Genomic DNA, 23,365 nt, shown 5'->3' on the forward strand with positions numbered 1-23,365 from the left:
AAAATGTATCGAGCGAGCGAGTCTTGACAACTTGCTCCGTCAGAATAAAAAAATAAAAGCCTTACAACCTAGGTTATTCCTAAATCATAAGACCTTCCAGTGCACCGCCAGGGGTTCGAACCCTGGACACCCTGATTAAGAGTCAGGTGCTCTACCAACTGAGCTAGCGGTGCTTATTTTGTTTTTCAGTTCTTAGCTCTGTAAGAACCTTATTCATTATACATCAGAAGTTTTTGTTTGTCAAGCACTTTTTTTATTTTTTTTAGTGGCTTGAAAACTTCTTGATGAAGTGTGTTGCTTGTCTTAACAAATTTCTTTATAATCTATTAAGAAGACCGGTTCGTAAGAACTTGTGTCCCAACGAGATGTAATTATAGTAGATGATTATCTTTTTGGCAAGCCCTTTTTTCGTTTTTTTGCGAATTTTTTTAATTTACAATGAATAGTATAGATATTTTAAGGCTTCAAACCCGCACAAACGCTGAATTCTATTCTTTCAAACTTTAGAACTAGGGTCGAATTTTTACAAATAATTTTTCGCAAAATTATAAAAAAATCCCTTGATTTATAAAAAGCAAATTAAAAAATAAACTTTTTACCCAATTATTATTTCAAATATGATAATCTCTATGAATAACAAATATATATAACTTGGAGGCAGTAAATGGCTAAATTTTCTTTTTTTTCATCCACAAAGAAAAAAAATAATACTGAGACCGATAAAGAAGTCACAACAAAAAACAGTATTGAAAGGCTAAATGAGAGCATCGATAAAATATCTGATATTGAAGATGGCTACTCAAAAAAGAAAAGTAAGAATTTTGTCCCTGACAATTCTAAGGACGCAACTTATAAGAAAGAAGATAATAAAGAGACCAGGGACTACGAAAAGGATCATGTTTATGATACAGAGGATTCTAATAAGTTTCACTTTATAAAGAGCGATAAATATTTCTCTATATTAATATATGCCCTTGCCTTTGTATTATGCTCTATTTTGATTTTTAAGCTTATTGGTAACCTAGCTATTACCTTTAAGGTAATTTCACAACTCTTTAAGCTTATTGGACCTTTTATTACTGGCGGATTTATTGCATTGGTTTTATATCCACTTGTAAAGACTCTCTATAATAAAGTATTTACAGAAACCTTTCATATAAAATCAGCTAAGCTAAAAAAAGTTTTAGCCATAATTATTGCTTACTTAATAGCTATTGGATTCGTTGTAATTTTACTTGGCTTTGTAATTCCACAGATTTATTTAAGTTTACAGGAAATTATAGACAAACTTCCTATATGGTATGACAATGCCTATAACTACATCATTACCTTTGAGAACAATCACTCTTACTGGACTTTTGTAGATTTCAAGGAAGTTAATGATTACATTCAAAGTCTCTATCCAAGAATATTAGACTACTTATCTAATATCGTAACTAACATGGTGCCATACATTTTCAATACATCCATGCTTATTGTTAAGGGACTTGTAAATTTCATTATTGCTATTATCGTTTCGGTTTATATGATTTCAGATCACAGAAACCTCTTCTATCAGTCAAAGAGAGTTCTTTACGGAATTCTTCCTAAGAAGAGTGCAGATTCAGTTCGTGTAATCGTTAGAAACAGCGTATCCATTTTCCTTGACTTTATCTTTGGTAAAGCGCTTGATTCCTTAATTATTGGTATTCTTTGTTTCATCATAATGACAATCTTTAGAATGCCATATTCAGTTTTAATAAGCGTTATTGTTGGTGTAACTAACATGATTCCTTACTTTGGACCATACATTGGCGGAGTTATTGGTGGTTTATTCATTATAATCACTAACATCTTCCTAGTAATTCCATACGCAATTATGATTTTAGTTATCCAGCAGCTTGATGGCCTTGTTATTGGACCTAAGATTATTGGCGATAGCATTGGTTTAAAGCCACTTTGGGTTATCTTTGGTATTACTGTTGGCGGAAGCCTCTGGGGCGTTGCTGGAATGTTCCTTGGAGTTCCAATCGTTGCAGTGCTTGGCTACATCATCGACCTTATAGTTCAGCACTTCCTTAATAAGAAGGACGTCAATGTAAAGCCTTACGATTCCTTTGATGAGATTTAAGCCGAATTACATTTTTATGAAAATGTATCTAGATAATAAAAATAAAGCTAGTTAGGAAATTCCTAGCTAGCTTTTTTTGTATCTATTCTAAATTATCTAATGAAGTTATCTAATTATCTGTTGGCAATCAACTTACAGATGGCATTACCTGCCTCTGAAAACTTCTTCTCATATTCTGTCATAACATTGCCTTCATTCATTCTTGGCTCGTGATGAAGGTCTCTAGTGTAATCTACTAAATTCCACTTAGCCTCTCCAACTTCCTCTAACGAGAAATCAAAAAGGTCTACATTATCTGTCTTAAATTCAACTCTGCCTTCCTTTTTAAGGATTTCATTGTATCTTGCAAAAAACTGTCTTGATGTAAGTCTTCTCTTAGCATGTCTATCCTTTGGCCATGGATCTGAGAAGTTAAGATAGATTCTATCTACTTCATCCTTAGCAAATACTTCTGTAATTGCCTCAGCATCCATTCTAATAAAACGAAGATTAGGAAGCTGTAATTCATCCTGCTTTTCTACAGCTCTAAGTAAAACTGAAGAATACTTTTCAATTCCAACATAGTTAATATCTGGGTTTAAGCCTGCAAGTGTTGTAATAAATGTTCCCTTACCCATTCCAATTTCAATATGGATTGGATTATTATTTCCAAAAACTTCTGCCCATGTTCCCTTCATTCCAATTGGTTCTGTAAAAACATAATTATTCTCAACCATGACTTCTCTTGCGCCAGGTACATTTCTTAATCTCATTAATTCCTCCAAAAATAAACGGGCATAGGCCCAACGATTTTTTGTAACTTTCGTATTATATATGATTTTTTCTATTTTGCCAATATAGAGATTTCAGCTACGGTAAGTTGCACCTTTTTTTGAAAGTTACTATAATAAGAATGATTGCGATAATTTAATCGTTAAAAGAATAAAGGATGGAAATATCATGTTTAGATTCAAAAATTATTTAAAGCGTGCCACAGCTTTACTTGGCGCAGCCGCTCTTTTAGTATCTAGCCCTATACAGACCTTTGCAGCTCTTTCATCCACTGGTAGCGTAGTATCCTCAGTAGATACAAGCTCTACCACATGGCCAAGTGCCCCAGATGTTTCAGCAGGAAGCTGTATTCTTATAGACGCAGATACAGGCTCAATTCTTTACGAAAAAAATGCCTATGAGAAATGTTATCCCGCAAGTACAACTAAGATTCTAACCGGACTTCTTACTATTGAAAATTGCAGCATGTCCGACATTGTTACATTTTCAAAGGAAGCTGTAGAGTCCGTCAATATAACAGAAGATGCCAACCTTGGTACAAAGGAAGGCGAGCAATACACAGTTGAACAGGCCCTATACGGAATGCTTTTATATTCCGCTAATGAAATTGCCTATGGCCTTGCAGAACACGTAGCAGGCGATTTAGAGAGCTTTGTGGACATGATGAATGCCAAAGCCTCTGAAGTTGGCGCCCTTAATACACATTTTGCCAATGCCAGTGGACTTTTTGATCAGAATCACTACACAACAGCCTATGATATGGCAATGATAGCAAGAGCTTGTTACAACAACGCTACTTTCGTTAGCATCGATTCGACTTACACAACTTATACAATTCCAGCAACTAATAAGACGGACACAGCTAGAACCTTCAAGCACCGTCACAAGATGCTCTATGGTAGGGAATATTACTATGAATACTGCAAGGGCGGTAAGACTGGATTTACAGACGAATCACAATATACTCTTGTAACATTTGCAGAAAAAGACGGAATGCGACTAATCTGTGTAACCTTCCAGGAGCCAGATGATGCAAGCCGATTTGTGGATACTAAGGCCCTTTTTGAATGGGGTTTTGAGAACTTCACAAAGACAACTACTTCAAGCAGTAACATAAGCTCGCTTCTAACAAACGATACAATCTACACATCAGATGTATTTACAAGCAGAGCTCTAAACTATAACTTAACAGCTTCATTTATTACAATTCCTAACTCTGGTTCTTCATCAGACGTTACGGTTGCAATTGATGATAACTATGACTTAGCTAACGACAACGGAGATTTAACGGTGCATTTAAAGTATCTGTTTGGTGAAAATGTAGTAGGTACCACAACCCTAACGATTTCCTCAAACGATTCCACAAACACCAGTCTCTTGCCTTATTTAGAGGAGTCTGACTCAAGCTCAAACTACACGGCAAAGAAATGCCTAAGAATTAATCTTTGGATTTTACTCGGTGTCATTGCATTTGCAATAATTCTTGCCTTTGTAATTAAGAATTATAATTCTAATAGCAGGCGTAGAAGACGACATGCCTCAAAGAGAAAATTAAGATTCTAAATAACTAATTAGAAATTAAATAAATTATAAATTTAAATAAACCATAAATTTGAATGCCCCCGGCCAGGAATAAATCCTGACCAGGGGTTTTTATAATGAGGGGGACTGGAAAGCAAAAATAAATTTGGGCGACTTTAACTAAGGTGTCTAAATCACCCTTTCCAAAAATATATATAAAGTTGTTCTATAAAGAGATTCTCTAGGTGGGAGTTCCCTCTCCCACCTAAGGAGAGTCTATGGTATAGCACATCAAAAGCATTTTTAAAGACATCTTGTCTTTTGGAACATTTCTAAACTATGTAGCCTCGGTTTGCATTGTTTGTAACCGATTCGCAAGCTCCGAGTCTAGAATAGGTCAAACCAGCGTATACATTTTGCGTATTCTTCATAAGTGGTGCTGATTCGTCCGCTTTACTAACCTCATAAAAACTCTTTCTTAATTTGCTAAGTAAAGCTATAACCCTTTCTAATTCACCGTTGTCTAGCTTTACAGAGGCTGAAATTAAGCTTCTTTTTATGTGGTTATATATAATAAACAAATTTTGTGATAAATCAAATTCCATGTTAAGACCAACTATTAATTGATCAATAGCTCTTCCTGCATTTACAATATTATGTCGTTTTTCTTCAACTTTTTCTAACTGGCAGGCTTCCTTTAAATAGTCAATTGCCAAGTCATAAATAACTACAACTAATTGAGATCTATTCGCCTGTGATATTCTATATGAATAGGTTCTAATTAAATCATTATTCATAACTGTCCTTCCCTTAATATGTCCATATTTTACAAAGTTGTTTCTTTACTGATTTAAAATCTGTAATACCTCAGCAGGTCTTTGATTAGCCTGTGAAAGAATTGAAGTTGCTGCCTGAGTCATTACTGTGTAGCTTGTGTATTCTGTCATCTCCTCAGCCATGTCAGTATCTGTCATAACTGAAAGTGCCTTTGTAAGATTTTCTGAAGATACGTCTAAGTTGTTTTCTGTGTGCTCGAATCTATTTTCATAAGCACCAAGCTGAGAACGAACTTTGTTTAGCTTAGTAATGGCGTCATCTACAATGTCAATTGAGAGCTGAGCTGTGTAGCCAGTCATGACATTGATATGTTCTGTCTTTAATGTATAAGTTGAGATTTCAGGTACATTTATAATAATAACCTGATCCTGATTAGCTCCTATATGAACACTTAATGTTCCAACATCAGTTACTTCCTGATTGATTTCTTCTGCTGAACCTGCAATTAAAACCTGTGACTTGCCGCTATTTCTAGTCTTATCGTTAAATACTGTACCTGATACATTTCCTGGAACATCTAAGACAAATTCCTTGTTATTTACATCTGTAATAGTGATTATTGTTCCCTTTGTAGACATTACTGCTGAGTTTTCAAAGCCTACTCTAGAGGTAACTCCTGACTCTGTAACCGTTGAAAATTCTGCAGTTACATCAGTTCCTTCTGCGATTACCTCATCGTTATAAGCTGCCGGCATACCGAGTAAATTTGCAAGCTCTTGGTTATCACAAGTTATATTTAATTTCTGATCTGAACCATACTGATTTGTCATCATTACAAGGTATGTAGAATTATAAGTTGTTGCTGGCACATATCCTGCATACTCAGTACCGTTAGTCTTTGTGTCGTTGGAATAAGGGTCAACTATTGTAAATGCACTGCCACCGGCATTATTCATGCCTGTAACAATTTTTCCCATAACAGTATCTAGAGTATCTCCTGCCTCAATGTCTACAATATAGCCATTGATGTTAATACCCCCTGCCTGTCCTTCTCCAATTACTTGTGTGTCTGTCATTGTGATTGTTGAACTTGCCACTGCAACTGCCTGTCTTGCATCGCTAGTTACAGTAATGCCATAGATACCAGCTACGAAGTTATCAGTACATTCTAACTGATTAACTCCCTGGTAGTCGGAATAAACTCGACGAGTTAAATTTCCGTTAATTAAAGATTGAGTATTAAACTCTGTTTGATCTGAAATTCTATCTATTTCTGAATTGATATTATTAATTTCTTCCTGAATAGATCTACGTTCATTATCAGAGTTAACATCGTTGGCTGCCTGAACTGTTAGTTCCTTAAGTCTTGTAAGCATAGACTGAATCTCTGCCATTGCACCTTCAGCTGTGTTAAGTACTGATACGCCATCAGAGGCATTATTATTAGCCTGATTAAGGCCTCTAATCTGCATTCTCATTTTCTCTGAAATGGCACATCCAGCCGGATCATCTAGGGAACTATTTAATTTATAACCAGATGATAATCTCTCAATTGAGGTAGATAAAGCGTTCTGCGCTTTTTGCAAAGCGTTATTAGAAACGATGGCTGATATATTAGTATTAATTCTCATAGTAAAACCTCACTTTTTGTCCTCCACCGCCCTGTGAAAAATCTCAAGTATTAACTTCCTTGTACTTTATATATCGGACTTATTTCCCATTTCTTAACGTGACTAGTGCATTTTTATCCTTGTATTGTTTGAATAATCCTTGATGAAAATGCATCTAAACCATTACAGTTACCATATCCCTAGCAATTTCATATAAGCTTTCAGTTGGAATTTGTGTCGCTTTTTTTCTATTTTCATTTTGAAAAATTTCATTAAAAGTTACTTCAGTAAATCCATGCTGATTTCTTAATACAGCCTCTAGATCAGACTTTAAAGTTTCTAATGCCCGGTCGCTGTTTTCAATGCTAAGAGATAAATTTACAGATAAGTCATTAACTTCTAAATTAAGCTCACTGCAGCCATAAGTTTTGCTGTTTAATTTAATTGCAAGACTAGATACTTCCTCCTCACTAACAAGGCTCACATTCATAATTCCTAGGCCTTCTTCAGTCATATAGGGGATTTTGTAGTCTCTTTCTTTAGCTCTATTAGCAATATAATTAAACTGTCTTGTGGACTTTCTATACATATCAAACAACTGGTAATCAAGATCATCAATAGTTGAATCTTCTGCCAAATTACGCATAGAATCAGAAGCATCAATTGGATTGTTTATATCTGTTAATCTTCCTTCTATTAAAGCTTCAAGTTCTTCCTTACTAGCATCTACAAGTTCAGAAATATAATTTGATAAGTCTGGCTCATGTCCGATTTTTTCAATAACATTTTCAAGATTATCAATTTTATTATTCTTATCAAACTTGTAGTTCTCATAAGTTGCCAAACTAATATTAGAAGACTGCATAAACTCACTGACAGCTTTTATGTTACCAATATTTACTGCCATGTCGTTTTCTTTCAATTCTTCATAAAGCCTATCTTCTGCACTTCCATCCTCTAAATTAGTGGCATCTGTTAACTCCCTTACATATCGGTAATCTAGCTGTCTTTCTAGTTCTGGGTCATACTCACTATTTAAGTCATTAACAAAATCCTCCACCCCTTCACTTAAGATTCCATACTTATCATCTACCTTCTTAAGAGTATTAGGAGTAATTAGTTTCTCGCTATTCATAAATAGAGAAGTGTAATAATTTACCTCACCAGAAACCTCTGCCAAGCCAGTATCCTCACTAATAAGTTCGTCAATACCTGCATGCTTCCTGCTTTCATAAGCTGTCATTAAATTAGACATGGTTACAGAGCTACCCTGCTTAATTAACCTGCCCACAGATTCACCTGCATCACGAGTAAAAATGTTCATCATCTGATAAATACCTATAAACATCTTTCTCTCGGACTTTGTAATATTATCTGTCTGGTCTAATTTATACAAAAACTTAGAAAACTTCTCTTCATTTAATAGACTTGCCCCGTCATTCTCTAAAATTAAGAACTTATTAAGGTCATTAATATCCGCATCCATTGGATTAATGCCCTCTCTAATCATCTTTAGGACAGTCTCTGGCTTCATATTGTTAATAAGATTTTTAAGGGTCTCGTTGACCTCCTTAATCTTGTCTACATTTTCCTTAGTCTCCTCCATACCATTAAGGGCAAGGATTCTAATAGCGTCTTTGTTAGCCTGATTATAATCTAGGCCAAGGCTATCCATAAGGCTCTCGGCACTATTATTAACCGCCTTAACTATAGAGTCTCCAAGATCAGCCCTAATCTGTGTTCCCACAGTTTCCACTGTGTTATTGTATCTGTCAAAGCTCTTCTTTAGCTGGCCCGCAAGACTTGCAGTGTAAGAAAGAGTCATGGTCTGAATCTGACTATTAGTATTAAGCATCTTATTGAAAATGTATATCGGAGATTCCTTTATCTCTTCTAAGGCCATTTCTGTTTCCACTAAGCTAGTCAAACTCTCCCTATCAAGGTCTGTAGCAAGTATGTTATTGCTTGCTGTTGTGACATTTTTATAGAGCTCTTCATTTAATTTAGAAATAGGTGTAGTCATAATCTTAGCCGCATTGTTAATAAGGAAAGACCTTGCACTAACACTCATAAGAATTCTAGTTTCAAGTAAAGTTACATATGCCTTATTTGTCTCATTTGTTCTAAAATCTATTTCATCTTCTAGCTGGAAATCAGCTAGAACTTCTAAATCCTTCTCATAGTTATCTTCTGGCTCAGTATCTATATAAGAATTTCTACTAATCTCCTGCTTAAGGTTTTCAATAGTTAATTCTCTATTTCTAGATAGCAAGCTTTCAACTTCACTATAACTAGCGTCATTTACCACTTCAAAGCTTTCAGCTACAGTTTCTAATTTTGAAGATTTACTAGTTAAATCTATCTCACCTAAGTCCCTTGAAATCAGCTTATTTTCTAGCATTTTATCAATTACTGAGGCCTTTCCTAGCATAGATTTCATGTCTGAAATATTCAAAGAATCTAAAGCCTCTAACTTTTCAAGGTTTTCTGAAGTTACGGCAATGTCACTGCGTAAAAGTGTCTTTGCATTTTCAAAAGCCGCTGATAAATCATCACAGCCAGACTCCTGTACTAGGCGCACTAACTGTGGTTTCATGCTATCTAAATCCGCTTCACTTATCTGACTTTGTCTATTAGCGCTTGTGCTTGTGGCAAACTCTGCTGTATATAAATCCTTAATAGATGCAGATAGATTATTCTCTACAATATAGAGTTTTGCAGAACTTGATAGTTCTTCTAATTTGTCCAATTTATTCAAATTTTCCTGGATTGTGTTTAGATCCTCTTCCTCTAATTGCACACCAAGACCTTGTAATTTATCTTCGATTTTATTGGCTAAGACCTTCGAGCCTGTAGCATTTTCAATAGCCTCCTTACTAACTCCATTGCCATATGCCCTATAGTTTTTACAATGCATAGAAAGCTCAACTCTAATCTTATCAATTATGCTTAGCATCTCTTCTTTAGAGCTATCTGTAAGATTATAACCATCCTCTCCAAGCTCTACTGCTTCACTTCCTGATAGCTTCTTCATAAGGGCATTTAGGCCAATCTTAGCATCTGTAGCACTTTGCATAATCTGAGACTTTACATCATCAGCTTCCTTTAATAAGTCATCATAGGAACTTGAAATCTTCTTCTCCCCCTTAGACACGACAACAGCGGCAAATGTGTCTTTCACACCTGCCGTGTTATCTAGGGTTTTATTTAATATATTTATAGAAGGACTGTTTTCCTTAATTTCGTTTTTTACAAAATTGCTTCCATCAATATTTAATGCCATAAAAAACTCCTTACTTGCCAACATAATCATCTCTATGATTATTATCGGAAGTAAGGAGTTAAAATATAAGTTAATGTTTTTTACTTAATTTTTGTTGGTAAACAACGGCTAACATCACCATCAAATTCATAAACGTTAATGCCGTATTTATCAAGGTCTACAAGGAGTGAGTTATCATATCCATCACAATTTCCCTCAACTGAAGAAATTGTTTTTTTCATGTTTTCCTCATCATTGCCAAGAACTAATTTATACTTGCCAGCAATTGGTGTGCCCACTCTAAAGGATGGACGCTCAATTGGTGTAAAGTTAAGTACGAAGAGTAAATTTTTCTTCTTATTAGGACTAACTCTAATGAAGGATAAAACACTATTGTCCTTGTCGTTAGCATTAATCCATCTAAAGCCCTTATCATCGTAGTCAGTCTCGTAAAGGGCTGGATATTTCTTATATAGGTTCATACATTTTGCTGTAAATTCCTGCATATCCTTGTGAGACTCATCATCAAGCAAGTACCAATCAAGGGACTTCTTCTCGCTCCACTCATTCCACTGGCCAAATTCCTGACCCATGAAAAGTAGCTTCTTTCCTGGATGTCCAGCCATATAAGCGTAAGCAAGCTTAAGATTTGCAAACTTGTCTTCCCTATCTCCTGGCATCTTTCCAAGCATTGAGCACTTAAGGTGCACTACCTCGTCGTGAGACAATACTAATATGAAGTTCTCGCTATATGCATACATTAATGAAAATGTAATTCTGCCGTGATTAAACTTTCTAAAGTAAGGATCAAGCTTCATATACTCTGTGAAATCATGCATCCAACCCATGTTCCACTTAAATGTAAAGCCTAAGCACTCACCATTATCTGGATCACCTGAAACCATTGGCCAAGCTGTAGACTCCTCAGCAATAGAAATTGCCTGTGGGAATCTCTTTCTAAGCATGCTATTAAAGTGCTTTAAGAAGCTCATAGCTTCAAGGTTTCCGTTATCACCATATTTATTAGGAATCCAATTTCCATCTGTTCTACCATAATCAAGGTATAACATAGAAGCAACGGCATCAACTCTAAGTCCATCCACGTGGAACTTATCAACCCAGTAAAGGCCATTAGCTATAAGGAAGTTAGAGACTTCATTTTTCTCATAATCAAAAACTAATGTACCCCAGTCAGGATGCTCTCCCTTTCTTGGATCAGCATACTCGTAAACGCAGCTGCCATCAAACTTTGCAAGGCCATGGGCATCTTTTGGAAAATGTGCTGGAACCCAGTCAAGGATTACACCAATCTTCTTTTTATGCATGTAATCTACAAAATACATAAAGTCTTCAGGATCGCCGTATCTTGCTGTTGGTGCATAGTAACCAGTTACCTGATAACCCCATGAACCATCAAAAGGATACTCAGCAATACCCATAAGCTCAATGTGAGTATAGCCCATGCTTGATACATATTCTGCAAGTTCAGGTGCAATCTCTCTATAATTAAAGAAACCATCATCTGAATCTTCTACCTTCTTCTTCCATGAACCAATATGACACTCATAGATTGACATAGGAACCTTTAAATGGTCTTCCTTCTTCTTCTCTTCAATCCACTTGCTATCTTTCCATGTGAAATTGTTTAAATTGGTAATCTTAGATGCTGTTGCAGGTCTTAATTCTGCTGCATTAGCGTATGGATCAGCCTTATAAAGAGCCTTTCCTTCTTGAGTTATAATTAAGAACTTATATAATTGATTTTCCTTAGCGCCTTCAATAAATAATTCGTAAACGCCTCCGTCAGATATCTTCTTCATATCATAACCGTAAGCATCCCAATTATTGAAATCGCCTACAACATAGACTTCTCTAGCTCTTGGAGCCCAAACAACAAAATAAACGCCCTCTTTTCCATCTTTAGTACAAAGATGAGCGCCCATCTTATTATAAATTTCATAATGTGTTCCATTTCCAAAAAGATAAGCATCTACCTCAGTAAATTCTAAGTCCTTGAAATCTGGAGTTGTACTCGTTTTAATAACAGTCTTGCTATTATTCTTACCATTATTCTTGCTATTAGTATTTCTAGCCTTACTCATTTTCCTAAACACCTCTTAATTTCTATCCGTAATTAACCATTTTTCTCTATAGTTAATTACATAATTCCCCTGTGTAAATAACTAAACGTTTTTACTTTTTTTAGTTTACCATATTTTAATTATAATTACTAATTATTTTTGACTTTAGGTCATTATTTTTTTGCCCTTTTTCTAGCTTTGTGATATACTTACGCGTGAAAAAATTTTAACCAGTTAGAAAACTTATGGGAGGCCATTATGTTTATATATTTATTAGGCGATGACTACTTTAAGTGGATTACACTTTTAGGCGTTATTTTCGCATTTGCATTAACATTTGTTTCAATTTCACTTGCAAAGAGAGTCCTACCTCGAGATGCTGGTAGAGCCTTTGCTATAAATGGTTCAAAGTCTGTTGGTAAGCCACGAGGCGCAGGTCTTGTATTTATTCTTACCTTCACAATTTCGACTTTGTTTTTCGTTAAGGTAAATACTGAGCTTTGCATTTACTTAGTATTAATTATTTTAGAGATGCTTTCAGGTTATTTTGATGATGCTTCATCAAAGCCTTGGGGTGAATTAAAGAAGGGCCTTATTGATTTAGCTATTTCAATTGTAGCTGCAGTAACTTTCCTACACTTTAACCCTAACACTTTTAACCTTGCATTATTTGATAAGACAATTACACTTAATCCAATTGTCTATGGCATCTTAATTATTATTTTAATCTGGGCAAGTATTAATGTTACTAACTGCTCTGATGGTGTAGATGGTTTATGTGCTTCACTTTCAATCATTACACTTACAACAACTTATGTCTTATTCCACGAAATAGCTAGTTTAGAAGTGCAGTACAGACATATCGTTATGCTTATGGTAGTTTGCTTACTTGCTTACCTTTGGTTTAATGCATCTCCAAGTCAGTTACTTATGGGGGATGCCGGTTCAAGAGCCATTGGTATCTTTATTGCCATTACATTCTTAAAGCTACACAGTCCATTCTTATTTATCTTAATGGCACTTATGCTTATTATTGATGGCGGCCTTGGTCTTGTTAAACTTACAATCATGAGAGTATTTAAGACTAAGAACTTTATGAAGAATATTAGAACACCAATCCATGACCATATGAGAAAAAACAAGGAATGGTCAGATACACAGGTGGTTATTAGATTTGTAATTATTCAGTTAATCATTGGACTTGCAGTAATCTATGCCCTTGTTTAAGATTTGTTTTTGTAAAAATGTGACATTTAATCTAAATAAAAAAGCTGAGAATTAATATTAATTCTCAGCTTTTTTTCTAGCATTTCTTCTTTCAGCTTGTCTTTTTAAACGCTTATGTTCACGTTCTTTTGTTTGTTTATCTTTAATTTTTTGTGCCCCAACTGTGTCCGTTTTTTTCATAATTCTAATAGCAAAATACTGACCATTATCTGCTTGCTTTATTCTAAAACGTCCCTTTATAAGACCATGATCTGGGCATTCAAAAAGTCCATAATAAACCTTTGAATTAGTAGCAAACCACTTAATCTTACGGCGCATATGCTTACCGCAATAAATGCAGTTACAAGCTCTTACAATTCTATCATCAGCCGCACGTTCCCTAGTATCAAAACCTCTAGAGATATATTTTTCATATTCACCATAATTCTGATAAATCTCTTCACGACGTGTGTTAGGAATGAAGTAAGTATCAATACTTGTGTAGTGACCTACTTTATTTAAATCGATTCTTTGCAAGACCTTCGCTGTATAATGGGCATCTGATAATGCAGAATGATATTCTTCTGTCTCTCTAATCTTTAATTCTTGAATGGCACTCTTTAAATTCACCTTGTCTTTTCCGTTCAAAAACATGTAGCTATAAAGCTTTTGAACATCTAGGTAAATAAAGGGCCTTGGAAAATTAATCGGAACTTCGTAGTGTTTCATGTTTCTTTGAAGCTCTGTTAAATCCATACTTCCCCAAATAGCAAAACTATAATCATCACCGCACCAATCTAAAAATTCTGTGATAGCATTTTCAAATAAATCACCTTTAGCTAAATCGCCTTCAGTCAAGTGAATTACTTTTCTTACTGCGGATTGAAGCTTAGTATATACTCTTGGTTTTATAACTCTATGCCATTCACCCTTGTATCTAAGCTTGGAATCTAGCTTTACAGCGCCAATCTCTATGATTTCAAAGGGCATATGGGCTAAAGAATTAACCTTTCCGGAAGCGCTTTGGTTCCATTCAAGGTCCAATACTATATAATTCATAAAATATTAATGCTCCTCTTGGTCTATTCTAACCTAATGGTATTATATCTAATATTTAGAATATAATAAAGCGTTTTTCTAATTGACTTGCTAGAACTATATCTGTAAACTTAGATTGCGCGCAAGGAATACGGTAAGAATCCGTAACAGCTCACTCTACTGTATTTTGATACATTTAGTTTATGATTATTACTAGTTTTTCTTACTTGCAAAAGCCACTGATATCTAGGTCAGGTAAATTAGTCCTCTTAATTTACTTAAAAGATATATAGGGATATCTAATAGGACCTTTTTATTGGGAAGGCAAAACTAAGTGGTTAAGCATTAAGTCAGGATATTTGCCCGCAAATTTTATTTTTTGTCACCTGGTGAGAGGATTTGACATATGATGATTATTCATCGGGAGGAAAATTAATATGAAAAAAATGAAACGTAGCCTTTCATTTATCGCTGGACTTGTATTAGTTCTTGGCCTTGTATTTAACCAGGCTAATACTACATTTGCAGCAATCAATGAAAGCCAACCAAGTCTATCAGAAGTAACTAGTTTAGCTAAAGAAACCGCTAGCTACGTACTTTCAGAAGATAGCGCACTTTTAACTAATGTTTCAAGTTCTTCGGAATTTAGAACAATTTCTAGAGACTTAATTCTTGCAAACCAAGTTGGTTTAGATGTAACAAGTCAGATTTCTACTTTCCTTGAAACTGCTAAAACTTTGTTTGGCGAGAGTAGTTTACTTAACCCAGCCTCTAACACAAGTGGTTACTATGCTGCCAATTATGCAGAACTTATTGAACTTGTAAATATTACAAATCAGGATGCAAGTAACTTTAATGGAGTTAACCTCTACGCTGCATTTAATGATTCTTTAAAGGATGTTACAGTTGCTAATCTTTCAGACAGTAACTATTTTAATCCATACTTAATTAGTGAAATACATGCTTGTCTTTCAAGTTATAGCGCTAATTTAACTGATTATGAAACTATTAACGCCAATTTAAACGAAGCTGTTATGGCTATTACAGATGCTAACGGTGTTGTTTACTGGGGTTATTCTGCTGATAATGATGGTAATGTTTTATCCGGATTTACAGATTTTTATAACTCAAACTCTGAATTTGCTGCAATTATTGATTCACTTGTAGCAAAACACACATCTACAACAGCAACAAGCGATGGAACAGTTTATACAGATCCAGAAACTGGTGCCGTTTATTCATGGGGTGCCCTAAATCCAGATTCAACAGCTCTTTCTTTAGCATTCCTTTCAGAATATGGGGATGCAACTGCAGCAGCTATTAAGTATAACGCTCTTGTAGAAAACTTTAAGTCTACTACAACAGCAGGTGCTTTTACATATTATGGAGATGACAGCATTTACTCTTCAAGAGATGCCTTAACTGGTCTTGCTGCATATCTTCAGTATGGCAATTTAGTTGATGCAACTGTAGATACTAACACAGAAACTGAAACTGCTACAGCTAATACAGTAGAAGCTAGCCAAGTTGCAGCTAATCAAGATACGGTTTCTACATCAGAAACTAGTGCTTCAGATGTAAAAGCAGCTGATAATTCTATGGCAAATGTTTTCGTAATTCTTATGGCAGCTTCAGCAGTACTTTTAGTTGTTACAGCTAAGAAAAACGCAGTTAAGTAAAATTACTATGATTTAAACTTAATTGATTTAAACTTGAATAGATAAAATAAAAGAGATAGATGAAATTTACTAATCCTTGTACTTATAATTAATGTCATCTATCTCTTATTTTTTGTGAAATTACGGCATCAATACATACCGTACTTTATCTTTATTCTTTCTAGTTTCTGAGTTATACCATCACACATTAAAAAGGAGCAAATACTTGCTGCAAAGGCATGGCTTAAATCATAGGGAATGCCAGTAATATACATAAGTTTCAGGCTCTCAAGGGAAATATAAGATTTGCCCCCACTTATGAAAGTTGAACTAGTAATTAATGCTGCAAAATTCATGATTCCGCCATAAATCACAAAAACCACCACAAAGGTAAATATACTTACGGTCACCACATTTGTAGGAATCTTTCTTTTATGAATTATGATATAGATTAGAATCCCAATTAGTCCAAAGACATAAAGTCTAAAGCCAAAGAAACCCTCCCCTTCATCTCTTGTAAACAAATAGATTATAAAGCCTATTAATTCAGAAAAGATTATTATTACAAGAGGTTCTAGACTTGCTCTTAAACCCGTATTAATATTGCTTTTTAGCAGTTCCTTTTTATCTGTAAAATGTCCGATTAATTCAACTTTTGAGAAAGCAATTCCTGATATGGCGCCAATAAGGCCCCATGCCAACATTTGCCAAGGTGTCCACACACCCTGTCCCATAAAGAAATTACATACAAATCTTGCAAGGGTACCAACTAGGAAGCCTGCCTCTGCTCCAAGTCCTATTCCAGATAGAATTACTAGGGAGGTTCCTGCGTGCAGTGGGATTGTATAAGCTGATATTAAATTTGCCACAACGCTTAGTGCTGACATCATAGCGATTAAAACCACTTCTCTCGCCTTTAGCTTTTTTCTTTTATAGTGAATTGCCAAAGGAATCATGGATAAAATCAGCACAAAACTCGATATTAACCAATAACTCATATTACCAGTCCTTTGAAAGATTATTTATTTTATCAACGTCTGATAGCTTGATGCAATTTTTGAATAAATCAGACATAATTCTATTAACGCTTGTTGTAAAAAACATATTACCAGAGAAGAATTTTCTTACTTTATCTCTACTTGCAATGTTCTTATCAAAGAGTAAAGCGCAGCTATTAGCGTGATTAGCCGCCCATTCAAGGTCATGTGTCACTAGTAAAATAGTCATCTTTTCACTTTTAACTAGTCCCTCTAATCTCTTTGCTAATTCTTCCTTAAAAAATACATCTAGGCCTTTAGTTGGCTCATCTAATAATAAAATGTCTGGCTTCATAAGAAGCACCTTTGCTAGGGCAAGTTTTTGAGCCTCGCCACCACTTAAATCGTAGGGATGCATTTTCCTTGCAAATAAAAGTCCCATACTTTTAAGACTGTCCTCTACAATTTGCTTCTTCTCCTCAAGACTTAATCCCTTATAAAGAGCCGGATTAGACATTATTGCCTCTGCTAACTCCTCTTCTAGACTAACTTCTGTAAAGATGGTTAGAGGGTTTTGTGGTAAGGCAATAAGGCGCTTATCCTTCATGTATTTAATCTTACCAGTCTTTGCTTTATAAACCTTTGTAATAAGCTTTAAAAGTGTGGATTTACCCGCTGCATTACCTCCAAGTATAGCTGTAATCTCCCCTTCATTGATATCTAAATTAAGATTTGAAATTACATCCTTATTGGAATCTTTGTAAGAAAAGGACAAATTCTTAATTGAAATAATCGGACATTTCTTATCTGCTTTATTCTCTGTATTTTTGAGAGTATTATCTGCCTCTGCTTCAGAATCTTCTAGTAACTTTTCCACATTTTTTCTAATATTATCTGGCATATCAACAAATTCATTGTTTATCCACCTTCTAACTTGTGGAATAGTAATTTTATCTGTCTTACCTGAGAGTTTTTCATAAACTAAAACAGGCTTTGGAAGAGACATCTTTAGCTCACTATTTAATTCATTAAGTCTTGTTATTAATCCATCTTTATTGCCTGCATAAATAAGCTTTGAAGAATCTAATGCAAACACAGTATCTGCCCATTCGAATACATTTTCCAAATTATGCTCAATCATAATAATGCTTGTGCCAAGGTCCCTGTTTAGTGACACAATCTGGTCTAGGAATCGCTTTGATGCCACTGGATCAAGCTGGGCTGTAGGTTCATCAAGGAGTAAAACTTTAGGTCTTGTAACCATAACTGAAGCTAGATTTACTAGCTGCTTTTGGCCTCCTGATAGTGTATTAGTCTTTTTCTCATACCAACTAGAAATGCCAAAATACTCAGCCATCTCAGCCACTCTACTTCTAATGCTACTGTTATCTAGACCAAGGTTTTCAAGGCCAAAGGCAAGTTCATGCCAAACTGTATCTGTAACAATCTGATTATCTGGATTCTGGCTTACAAAGCCTATATTTTCCGTCTGACTTCTTAAGTCCATCTGGCTTATTTCCTGGCCTTTAAAGCTTACGGTTCCGCTATATTTACCTGCTGGCATAAGGCTTGTTTTTAGCATCTTAAGTAAGCTAGTTTTTCCAGAACCTGACTTTCCAATCACAAGGTTTATTGTGCCTTCAAACACCTTTAAATTAATGTCTTCAAGGGCTAGTCTATCGCTGCCGCTATATGAGAAGCTAAAGTTTTTAAATTCGATAATATTATTCTCGTCATTATTTCTATTAATTTCTGTATTAAAATTATCAGTCATTATTCATCGCCTCCCATATCTTATAGATAATTTCCTGAATAATTGGCAATAGGGCAAAACTAGCAAAAACTATAAGCCCTAATATATTGAAAATGTCCCATTTATTCAAAATTATCACAGGTAAATAATATACTCTAAAGCCCTTAGTTACTAACACTGCAATCATGTAGACTAGGGCTAAACTTTCTAAGATTATAAGCCCTATATCTAGGCCTTTAAAATTGAATCTATTGTAACTTGTTCTGCCTTTTAGGCCATAGCCTCTGCTCTCCATGGAATTAGCCGTCTCTATGGAGCTTTCTAGGGACCATCCCACAAGAATTGAGACTTCCTTAAGCCTATTTCTAATAGTGGCTATATGGCCCGCATTTGGCCCTATACGGCCCATTGAAATCTCACCCTCATGTATTTGCTCTAATCGTTCTCTCATAAGGGGAATGAAGCGTAAAATCATTGTAAAAAATAGACCTAGAGTTGGAGATAACTTTCCGAATAGATAGTATATTTTCTCAGAATCAAGTAGTTCTCTTAAAACCATGCACCAAACCACTCCTGCGATTAACATAAGGCTTACAATGCCGCCATAGATGTAGTTTTCCTTATAGACCGCGGATTCATTTACATAAAAAAGAACAGTCTGGCCTGTGTGATAGAAAAGGGGCTGAATTAAAATCATAAATATAAGAATTGGTATGCTAAAAAATATGATATGAACTAGCTTAGCCTTCCTTCCCTTTAGGAATACTAAAACTGCAATGCCTGAAATCAGGGAAAGGGAAAGTAGTAGAGGATTAAGGCTACTCATAGTTACAATTAGTATGCCAAGAATGTATATTAATAGCACCAAAGGATGCATCTTTGTAAAAAATGGACATCTACTATTCATCTTGCCTCTCCTTTAATATCCTTTATAGTCTCCCCAATTAGTGGTATACCACCAACAAATATAATCACCGTCTGTTAGTTTTTTTGCGCCTGCTCCTGAATTTATCAATTTAGTATCGTGATTTAAATAATAGGTCCAGCCACTGAAATCTGCCGAGCCTCCAAAAATCTTTTCACCAAAACCGGCAATTTGAGAAATATAACCGCTTTTATTAGTAATCGAGATTCCATTTTTATTAGTTACTGCCACAAGGGCATCAAGTACTGTTGAACCCTCTTCAAGATAAAGAGTTTCATAGGCAATATCACCATTAGATGGGATGCTCGCCTTAACTGTATCTGATAATCTGCTGTAATTGCTTTCTTCAAGAAGCACAGCTACTGTAATTCTAATAGTCACTTTAATGTAGTTCTTGCCTGAATTAGTTGAGCTAGAACTAGTTGTATTAGAACTGCCACCAGATGTACTTTCTGAGGAGTTTCCTGAACTTCCTGAAGCACTAGCTGCGTTATCAGTTGTAGTTATACTAGAACTTTCATTAGCGCTATTTCCACTTTCAGTTCCTTCACTAGTTTCTTGGCTCTCTATGTCCGTTTTATTCAAATCTGAAGAGCTTGTGGATTCCCCTTGTTCATCTGTCACTGCTCCAATATCACTAGCTATTTCTTCTAAATTACTATCCGTCTCATCATCTAGATTCTCTTCGTATTCTTTTGCAAGTGATTCCTGCTCGCTAGCAATCCTACTAGCATCCTCATTGTACTGCTTCACGCTCCTAAATCTAAGGTTTGCCGCAACTGTAATTACAAGGGCTAGGACAATTATAACGCTTCCTATGAGCTTAATATTTCTATACTTATTAAACATATTTTTTCTTTCTTAACTTAAAGGATAAATTTGCCTGTTACATTAAATTATAGTAAAAAAGGGCATGAGATTTAGCTTATAAATCTTATGTCCCTTCTACATTTCTATTGCTTTCTTAATTAAAATGTTCCCACCCAGAGTCGAACTGGGGATTGAGACTTAGGAGGTCCCCGTTATATCCACTTAACTATGAGAACATAAAGTTTTAAGCCTTGTTTAAAGGCTAATTGGCTTACGCATGCTATTTTATCACACAGTAAATTCGTGGTCAACTTCTACAAAATACTTAATTATACTTGTGACTTAGATTTACATTTTCAAAGAAAAAAACACAAAAAAACTAGCTACAAAAAAGTAGCTAGTTACTATTCTTATTAGCTTTCTCCTAGAATTTTACATTACCCTGTAACCAAATCTGGCCCTTAAATCTTCTGCCAATTTCTGGCTCGCCCATTAAATGCTTTGCATTAATGACTGTGGTAATCACAAGGCCGTTGCAGTCTAGAAGCATTATGTACATTTTCTCACCAGTATAAATATTCTCCTCAGTTTTAAGCTCTAGAATCTCGCCCACAACTGAGTATTGGTCGCATTCCACGCCACATGGCATAAAAGTTGAGTCAATGATTGTGAAAATGTCCTCCTTAGTGATTCTTTGTGAGAGCTCATTGTACTTGTCCATATCCTCTATGGTTAAGCTCTCAATGGCGTTCTCATCGCCTTTTTTAGCAGCCTGAATTAGGTTCTTTCTTGACTCTTCCTCCTTAGCAGATCTCTTAATCTTCTTTTTCTTCGCTGTTGGAAGAAGGATTAAACCACCAAGAGAGAGGGCTGTTAGAGCCACTTTTTTATTTCTAATTGCCTGCTTTGAAATGGCATTTCTCACGTCTGGATTGAACTTTTCAAGCTTAAATTCCTTTCCACTAAAGAGATAATCGAAATAATCCATTACATTTTGCAAATAAAAAATCAGGGTAACGCCCGTCTTTAGCTCATCGCAAATCACTGCGTAGGATTCCTTATCTAAATGTCTCTCCACCGTAAGTTCTTCATTATCCGTTACTCTAGTGCCCACAACGAAGGGATAATAATATTCGTACTTAAAATTATCACCATCGTATCTACCAAAAATGTAGAGGCCTGTGGACTCACTTAGGCGCAAAATTATCACGCCTCTATCTAGCTTTTCATGTCTTACGACAAATCCTTCTTTTAAACTTTCCTCAATACCTAATTTAATGAATTCTTCTTCCTTTTCGGAGGTCAAATCACTAAATCCCACTGCTCTAGTATATATGTTCATAAAATCACTCGTTTCTATAATTTATTCTGTATCAACAATGAACATTGTGAGCTCTGTCATAAGATTCTTCTCAATATTTTCTTCGTATGGTGTACCATCTGCGTGGAAGGTCATTTTTATAACAGGTCTATCTGTATATTCACGATTCTGCCTTATTACCACGCCCTTTTCACCCTTATCAGTAATTACTGTAATGCCAACAGGGAAGGCTGCCACGGAGTCTAATAATTTTTCTGTAATAGCCGCGTCAAATGTAGTTCCTGCGTGCACCTTCAGATACTCAATGGCCTCATAAATCTTTAATTTTCTGTTTCCGATTCCACTTATGAGACTATCAAATTCATCACATATTGATACGAGTTTTACCTCTGACCTTAGTTTATCACCTGTTTGCTGAAAAGGATAGCCTGAACCATCAATTCTTTCATGATGAAGTAAAATAATCTCCTTTGCCACATCTGTTATCCAAGTTTCATCTTGAAGAGAACTATAGCCAAATATAGTGTGTTTCTTGTATTCAATGGCATCTTTGTCGGACATATCGGACTCTGTCACATTTATATAAGGTACCTTAATATAGCGCAAACCTATATCGTGAAGGATTGCACCAAGAGATACATTTCTAACCTGCTTCTCGCTCATTCTTAGACGTAGAGCCATAATTGTAGAGAGTGAGCACACATTTAAACAATGAGTATACATATCTGTACTGACATTTCGAATCTCCGTAATGTTAGTAATTACCTCTGGTTCCTCAAGTACAGAGTCAATGATTCTCTCCGCTTCTCTTCCGATTTGCTTAAGTTCCTCATTGTGTTTGTAAATGTGCTTCTCTAAAACAGATTTGATTACTTCTCTAGAATTTTCAATTGTTTCCTCAACCTTATAAACATGTACAGTTTCCCCTTGTTTAGGAATTTCTACATGATTTTCTTCCTTAGTTTCATTAACAAGATCGTCCTTAATATAGACTTCATACAAACCTATATTGTGGATACGGTTTATTAAATCACTTGTGAGCACCACATCTGCGTGAATTAATACGATGTCGTTGTCAGAAACTACAGGTAATGCCAATATTTCATTGCCTTTTAAGCTATCTACACTCACCTTTTTCATAGCCTACCCCACTTAATGCTGCATTTGATCTGGTTTATAAAATTATCACGTTCAAGTACTTTATATCTATGTATACTTTTTGTTAATTTTTTAGCATAAAAATATAGCTAGCACTTGCAATTAATTATAAAATAACATATATTTAATAATATATCAATTAGTTGTGGAATAAAAAAAATATTACTAGTAAATGTACAAATTTTTAGGTGAAATTGCTTGTTATTTTTTTAACAGTTTCTATTGACACGGGTTATTTCTCATGGTATATTGACCTTGTTAATTAATTATCAAACTTCGTTAGAAAAGTAACTTTTCCTTTAGAGCTACTTTTTACCTAAATTAGAAGCGTAAAGCGCTGCTTACGTTTCTAAAGAATTTATTTACGATATGAAATATAGACCTCCC

The 23,365-nt window shown here is 35.1% G+C and carries 16 protein-coding genes, 1 tRNA gene and 1 riboswitch; of the genes, 4 read left to right on the forward strand and 13 right to left on the reverse strand.

Going from position 1 to position 23,365, the window contains the following annotated elements; all coding sequences use genetic code 11:
• Positions 1–100: 100 nt before the first annotated feature.
• A tRNA-Lys gene (locus G600_RS0105685) sits at positions 101–173 on the reverse strand.
• Between the two features lie 491 nt (positions 174–664).
• On the opposite strand from G600_RS0105685, the gene G600_RS0105690 reads away from it, so the two are divergent.
• On the forward strand, positions 665–2,110 hold the full coding sequence (locus G600_RS0105690) for an AI-2E family transporter (protein ID WP_051195383.1): 1,446 nt from the start codon (positions 665–667) through the stop codon (positions 2,108–2,110).
• A 113-nt stretch (positions 2,111–2,223) separates the two neighbouring features.
• Here G600_RS0105690 and trmB read toward each other — a convergent pair whose 3' ends face one another.
• Positions 2,224–2,862 (reverse strand): tRNA (guanosine(46)-N7)-methyltransferase TrmB, encoded by a 639-nt coding sequence (gene trmB, locus G600_RS0105695; RefSeq protein WP_027431083.1) that lies wholly within the window; start codon positions 2,860–2,862, stop codon positions 2,224–2,226.
• 187 nt (positions 2,863–3,049) lie between these two features.
• Between trmB and G600_RS13875 the strand changes: the two genes are divergently transcribed.
• Entirely contained in the window at positions 3,050–4,444 is a 1,395-nt protein-coding gene (locus tag G600_RS13875; RefSeq protein WP_051195384.1) for a D-alanyl-D-alanine carboxypeptidase family protein, read from the forward strand.
• A gap of 290 nt (positions 4,445–4,734) precedes the next feature.
• On the opposite strand, the gene G600_RS0105705 is transcribed toward G600_RS13875, so the two are convergent.
• The 4 genes from G600_RS0105705 to glgB all read right to left on the reverse strand — a co-directional run bounded on the left by G600_RS0105705 (position 4,735) and on the right by glgB (position 12,153).
• Positions 4,735–5,199, reverse strand: a complete 465-nt coding sequence (locus G600_RS0105705) for a flagellar export chaperone FliS (RefSeq protein WP_027431084.1) — start codon at positions 5,197–5,199, stop codon at positions 4,735–4,737.
• A gap of 45 nt (positions 5,200–5,244) precedes the next feature.
• On the reverse strand, positions 5,245–6,810 hold the full coding sequence (locus tag G600_RS0105710) for a flagellin N-terminal helical domain-containing protein (protein ID WP_027431085.1): 1,566 nt from the start codon (positions 6,808–6,810) through the stop codon (positions 5,245–5,247).
• Between the two features lie 154 nt (positions 6,811–6,964).
• Positions 6,965–10,072, reverse strand: coding sequence for a DUF6240 domain-containing protein (locus G600_RS0105715; protein ID WP_027431086.1), 3,108 nt, complete (start codon positions 10,070–10,072; stop codon positions 6,965–6,967).
• An 80-nt stretch (positions 10,073–10,152) separates the two neighbouring features.
• A complete protein-coding gene (gene glgB, locus G600_RS0105720; RefSeq protein WP_081669423.1) occupies positions 10,153–12,153 on the reverse strand; it encodes a 1,4-alpha-glucan branching protein GlgB in 2,001 nt (666 codons plus the stop codon).
• Positions 12,154–12,390: 237 nt separating this feature from the next.
• Between glgB and G600_RS0105725 the strand changes: the two genes are divergently transcribed.
• Positions 12,391–13,359 (forward strand): MraY family glycosyltransferase, encoded by a 969-nt coding sequence (locus G600_RS0105725; protein WP_027431088.1) that lies wholly within the window; start codon positions 12,391–12,393, stop codon positions 13,357–13,359.
• A gap of 57 nt (positions 13,360–13,416) precedes the next feature.
• Here the strand turns inward: G600_RS0105725 and G600_RS0105730 are convergent, their stop codons facing one another.
• Entirely contained in the window at positions 13,417–14,397 is a 981-nt protein-coding gene (locus G600_RS0105730) for a 3'-5' exonuclease (protein WP_027431089.1), read from the reverse strand.
• A 126-nt stretch (positions 14,398–14,523) separates the two neighbouring features.
• A riboswitch (cobalamin riboswitch) is annotated at positions 14,524–14,734 on the forward strand.
• Between the two features lie 79 nt (positions 14,735–14,813).
• On the opposite strand from G600_RS0105730, the gene G600_RS0105735 reads away from it, so the two are divergent.
• Entirely contained in the window at positions 14,814–16,055 is a 1,242-nt protein-coding gene (locus tag G600_RS0105735; RefSeq protein ID WP_027431090.1) for a hypothetical protein, read from the forward strand.
• Between the two features lie 128 nt (positions 16,056–16,183).
• On the opposite strand, the gene G600_RS0105740 is transcribed toward G600_RS0105735, so the two are convergent.
• The 6 genes from G600_RS0105740 to G600_RS0105765 all read right to left on the reverse strand — a co-directional run bounded on the left by G600_RS0105740 (position 16,184) and on the right by G600_RS0105765 (position 22,960).
• The gene (locus tag G600_RS0105740; protein WP_034245702.1) at positions 16,184–17,032 is read right to left on the reverse strand and encodes an ECF transporter S component; all 849 of its coding nucleotides are present in this window, start codon (positions 17,030–17,032) and stop codon (positions 16,184–16,186) included.
• A gap of 1 nt (position 17,033) precedes the next feature.
• On the reverse strand, positions 17,034–18,785 hold the full coding sequence (locus G600_RS0105745) for an ABC transporter ATP-binding protein (protein ID WP_051195386.1): 1,752 nt from the start codon (positions 18,783–18,785) through the stop codon (positions 17,034–17,036).
• Positions 18,778–19,671, reverse strand: a complete 894-nt coding sequence (locus G600_RS0105750; protein WP_027431093.1) for an energy-coupling factor transporter transmembrane component T — start codon at positions 19,669–19,671, stop codon at positions 18,778–18,780. Before G600_RS0105750 ends, G600_RS0105745 begins: the two co-directional genes overlap by 8 nt.
• 12 nt (positions 19,672–19,683) lie before the next feature.
• Positions 19,684–20,538, reverse strand: coding sequence for a DUF4430 domain-containing protein (locus G600_RS0105755; RefSeq protein WP_027431094.1), 855 nt, complete (start codon positions 20,536–20,538; stop codon positions 19,684–19,686).
• A 385-nt stretch (positions 20,539–20,923) separates the two neighbouring features.
• The gene (locus G600_RS0105760; protein WP_027431095.1) at positions 20,924–21,841 is read right to left on the reverse strand and encodes a DUF3881 family protein; all 918 of its coding nucleotides are present in this window, start codon (positions 21,839–21,841) and stop codon (positions 20,924–20,926) included.
• A 21-nt stretch (positions 21,842–21,862) separates the two neighbouring features.
• A complete protein-coding gene (locus tag G600_RS0105765) occupies positions 21,863–22,960 on the reverse strand; it encodes an HD-GYP domain-containing protein (protein ID WP_027431096.1) in 1,098 nt (365 codons plus the stop codon).
• Between the last annotated feature and the right edge of the window lie 405 nt (positions 22,961–23,365).

Source organism: Lachnospira multipara ATCC 19207, assembly GCF_000424105.1.
In the GTDB taxonomy this organism is placed as follows: domain Bacteria; phylum Bacillota; class Clostridia; order Lachnospirales; family Lachnospiraceae; genus Lachnospira; species Lachnospira multipara.

Coding starts and splice junctions, on each gene's coding strand:
- glgB (WP_081669423.1), bottom strand. CDS start 12,153: ATGAGTAAGGCTAGAAATACTAATAGCAAGAATAATGGTAAGAATAAT.
- G600_RS0105710 (WP_027431085.1), bottom strand. CDS start 6,810: ATGAGAATTAATACTAATATATCAGCCATCGTTTCTAATAACGCTTTG.
- G600_RS0105690 (WP_051195383.1), top strand. CDS start 665: ATGGCTAAATTTTCTTTTTTTTCATCCACAAAGAAAAAAAATAATACT.
- G600_RS0105735 (WP_027431090.1), top strand. CDS start 14,814: ATGAAAAAAATGAAACGTAGCCTTTCATTTATCGCTGGACTTGTATTA.
- G600_RS0105745 (WP_051195386.1), bottom strand. CDS start 18,785: ATGACTGATAATTTTAATACAGAAATTAATAGAAATAATGACGAGAAT.
- G600_RS0105765 (WP_027431096.1), bottom strand. CDS start 22,960: ATGAAAAAGGTGAGTGTAGATAGCTTAAAAGGCAATGAAATATTGGCA.
- G600_RS0105715 (WP_027431086.1), bottom strand. CDS start 10,072: ATGGCATTAAATATTGATGGAAGCAATTTTGTAAAAAACGAAATTAAG.
- G600_RS13875 (WP_051195384.1), top strand. CDS start 3,050: ATGTTTAGATTCAAAAATTATTTAAAGCGTGCCACAGCTTTACTTGGC.
- G600_RS0105725 (WP_027431088.1), top strand. CDS start 12,391: ATGTTTATATATTTATTAGGCGATGACTACTTTAAGTGGATTACACTT.
- G600_RS0105705 (WP_027431084.1), bottom strand. CDS start 5,199: ATGAATAATGATTTAATTAGAACCTATTCATATAGAATATCACAGGCG.
- G600_RS0105730 (WP_027431089.1), bottom strand. CDS start 14,397: ATGAATTATATAGTATTGGACCTTGAATGGAACCAAAGCGCTTCCGGA.
- G600_RS0105755 (WP_027431094.1), bottom strand. CDS start 20,538: ATGTTTAATAAGTATAGAAATATTAAGCTCATAGGAAGCGTTATAATT.
- trmB (WP_027431083.1), bottom strand. CDS start 2,862: ATGAGATTAAGAAATGTACCTGGCGCAAGAGAAGTCATGGTTGAGAAT.
- G600_RS0105750 (WP_027431093.1), bottom strand. CDS start 19,671: ATGAATAGTAGATGTCCATTTTTTACAAAGATGCATCCTTTGGTGCTA.
- G600_RS0105760 (WP_027431095.1), bottom strand. CDS start 21,841: ATGAACATATATACTAGAGCAGTGGGATTTAGTGATTTGACCTCCGAA.
- G600_RS0105740 (WP_034245702.1), bottom strand. CDS start 17,032: ATGAGTTATTGGTTAATATCGAGTTTTGTGCTGATTTTATCCATGATT.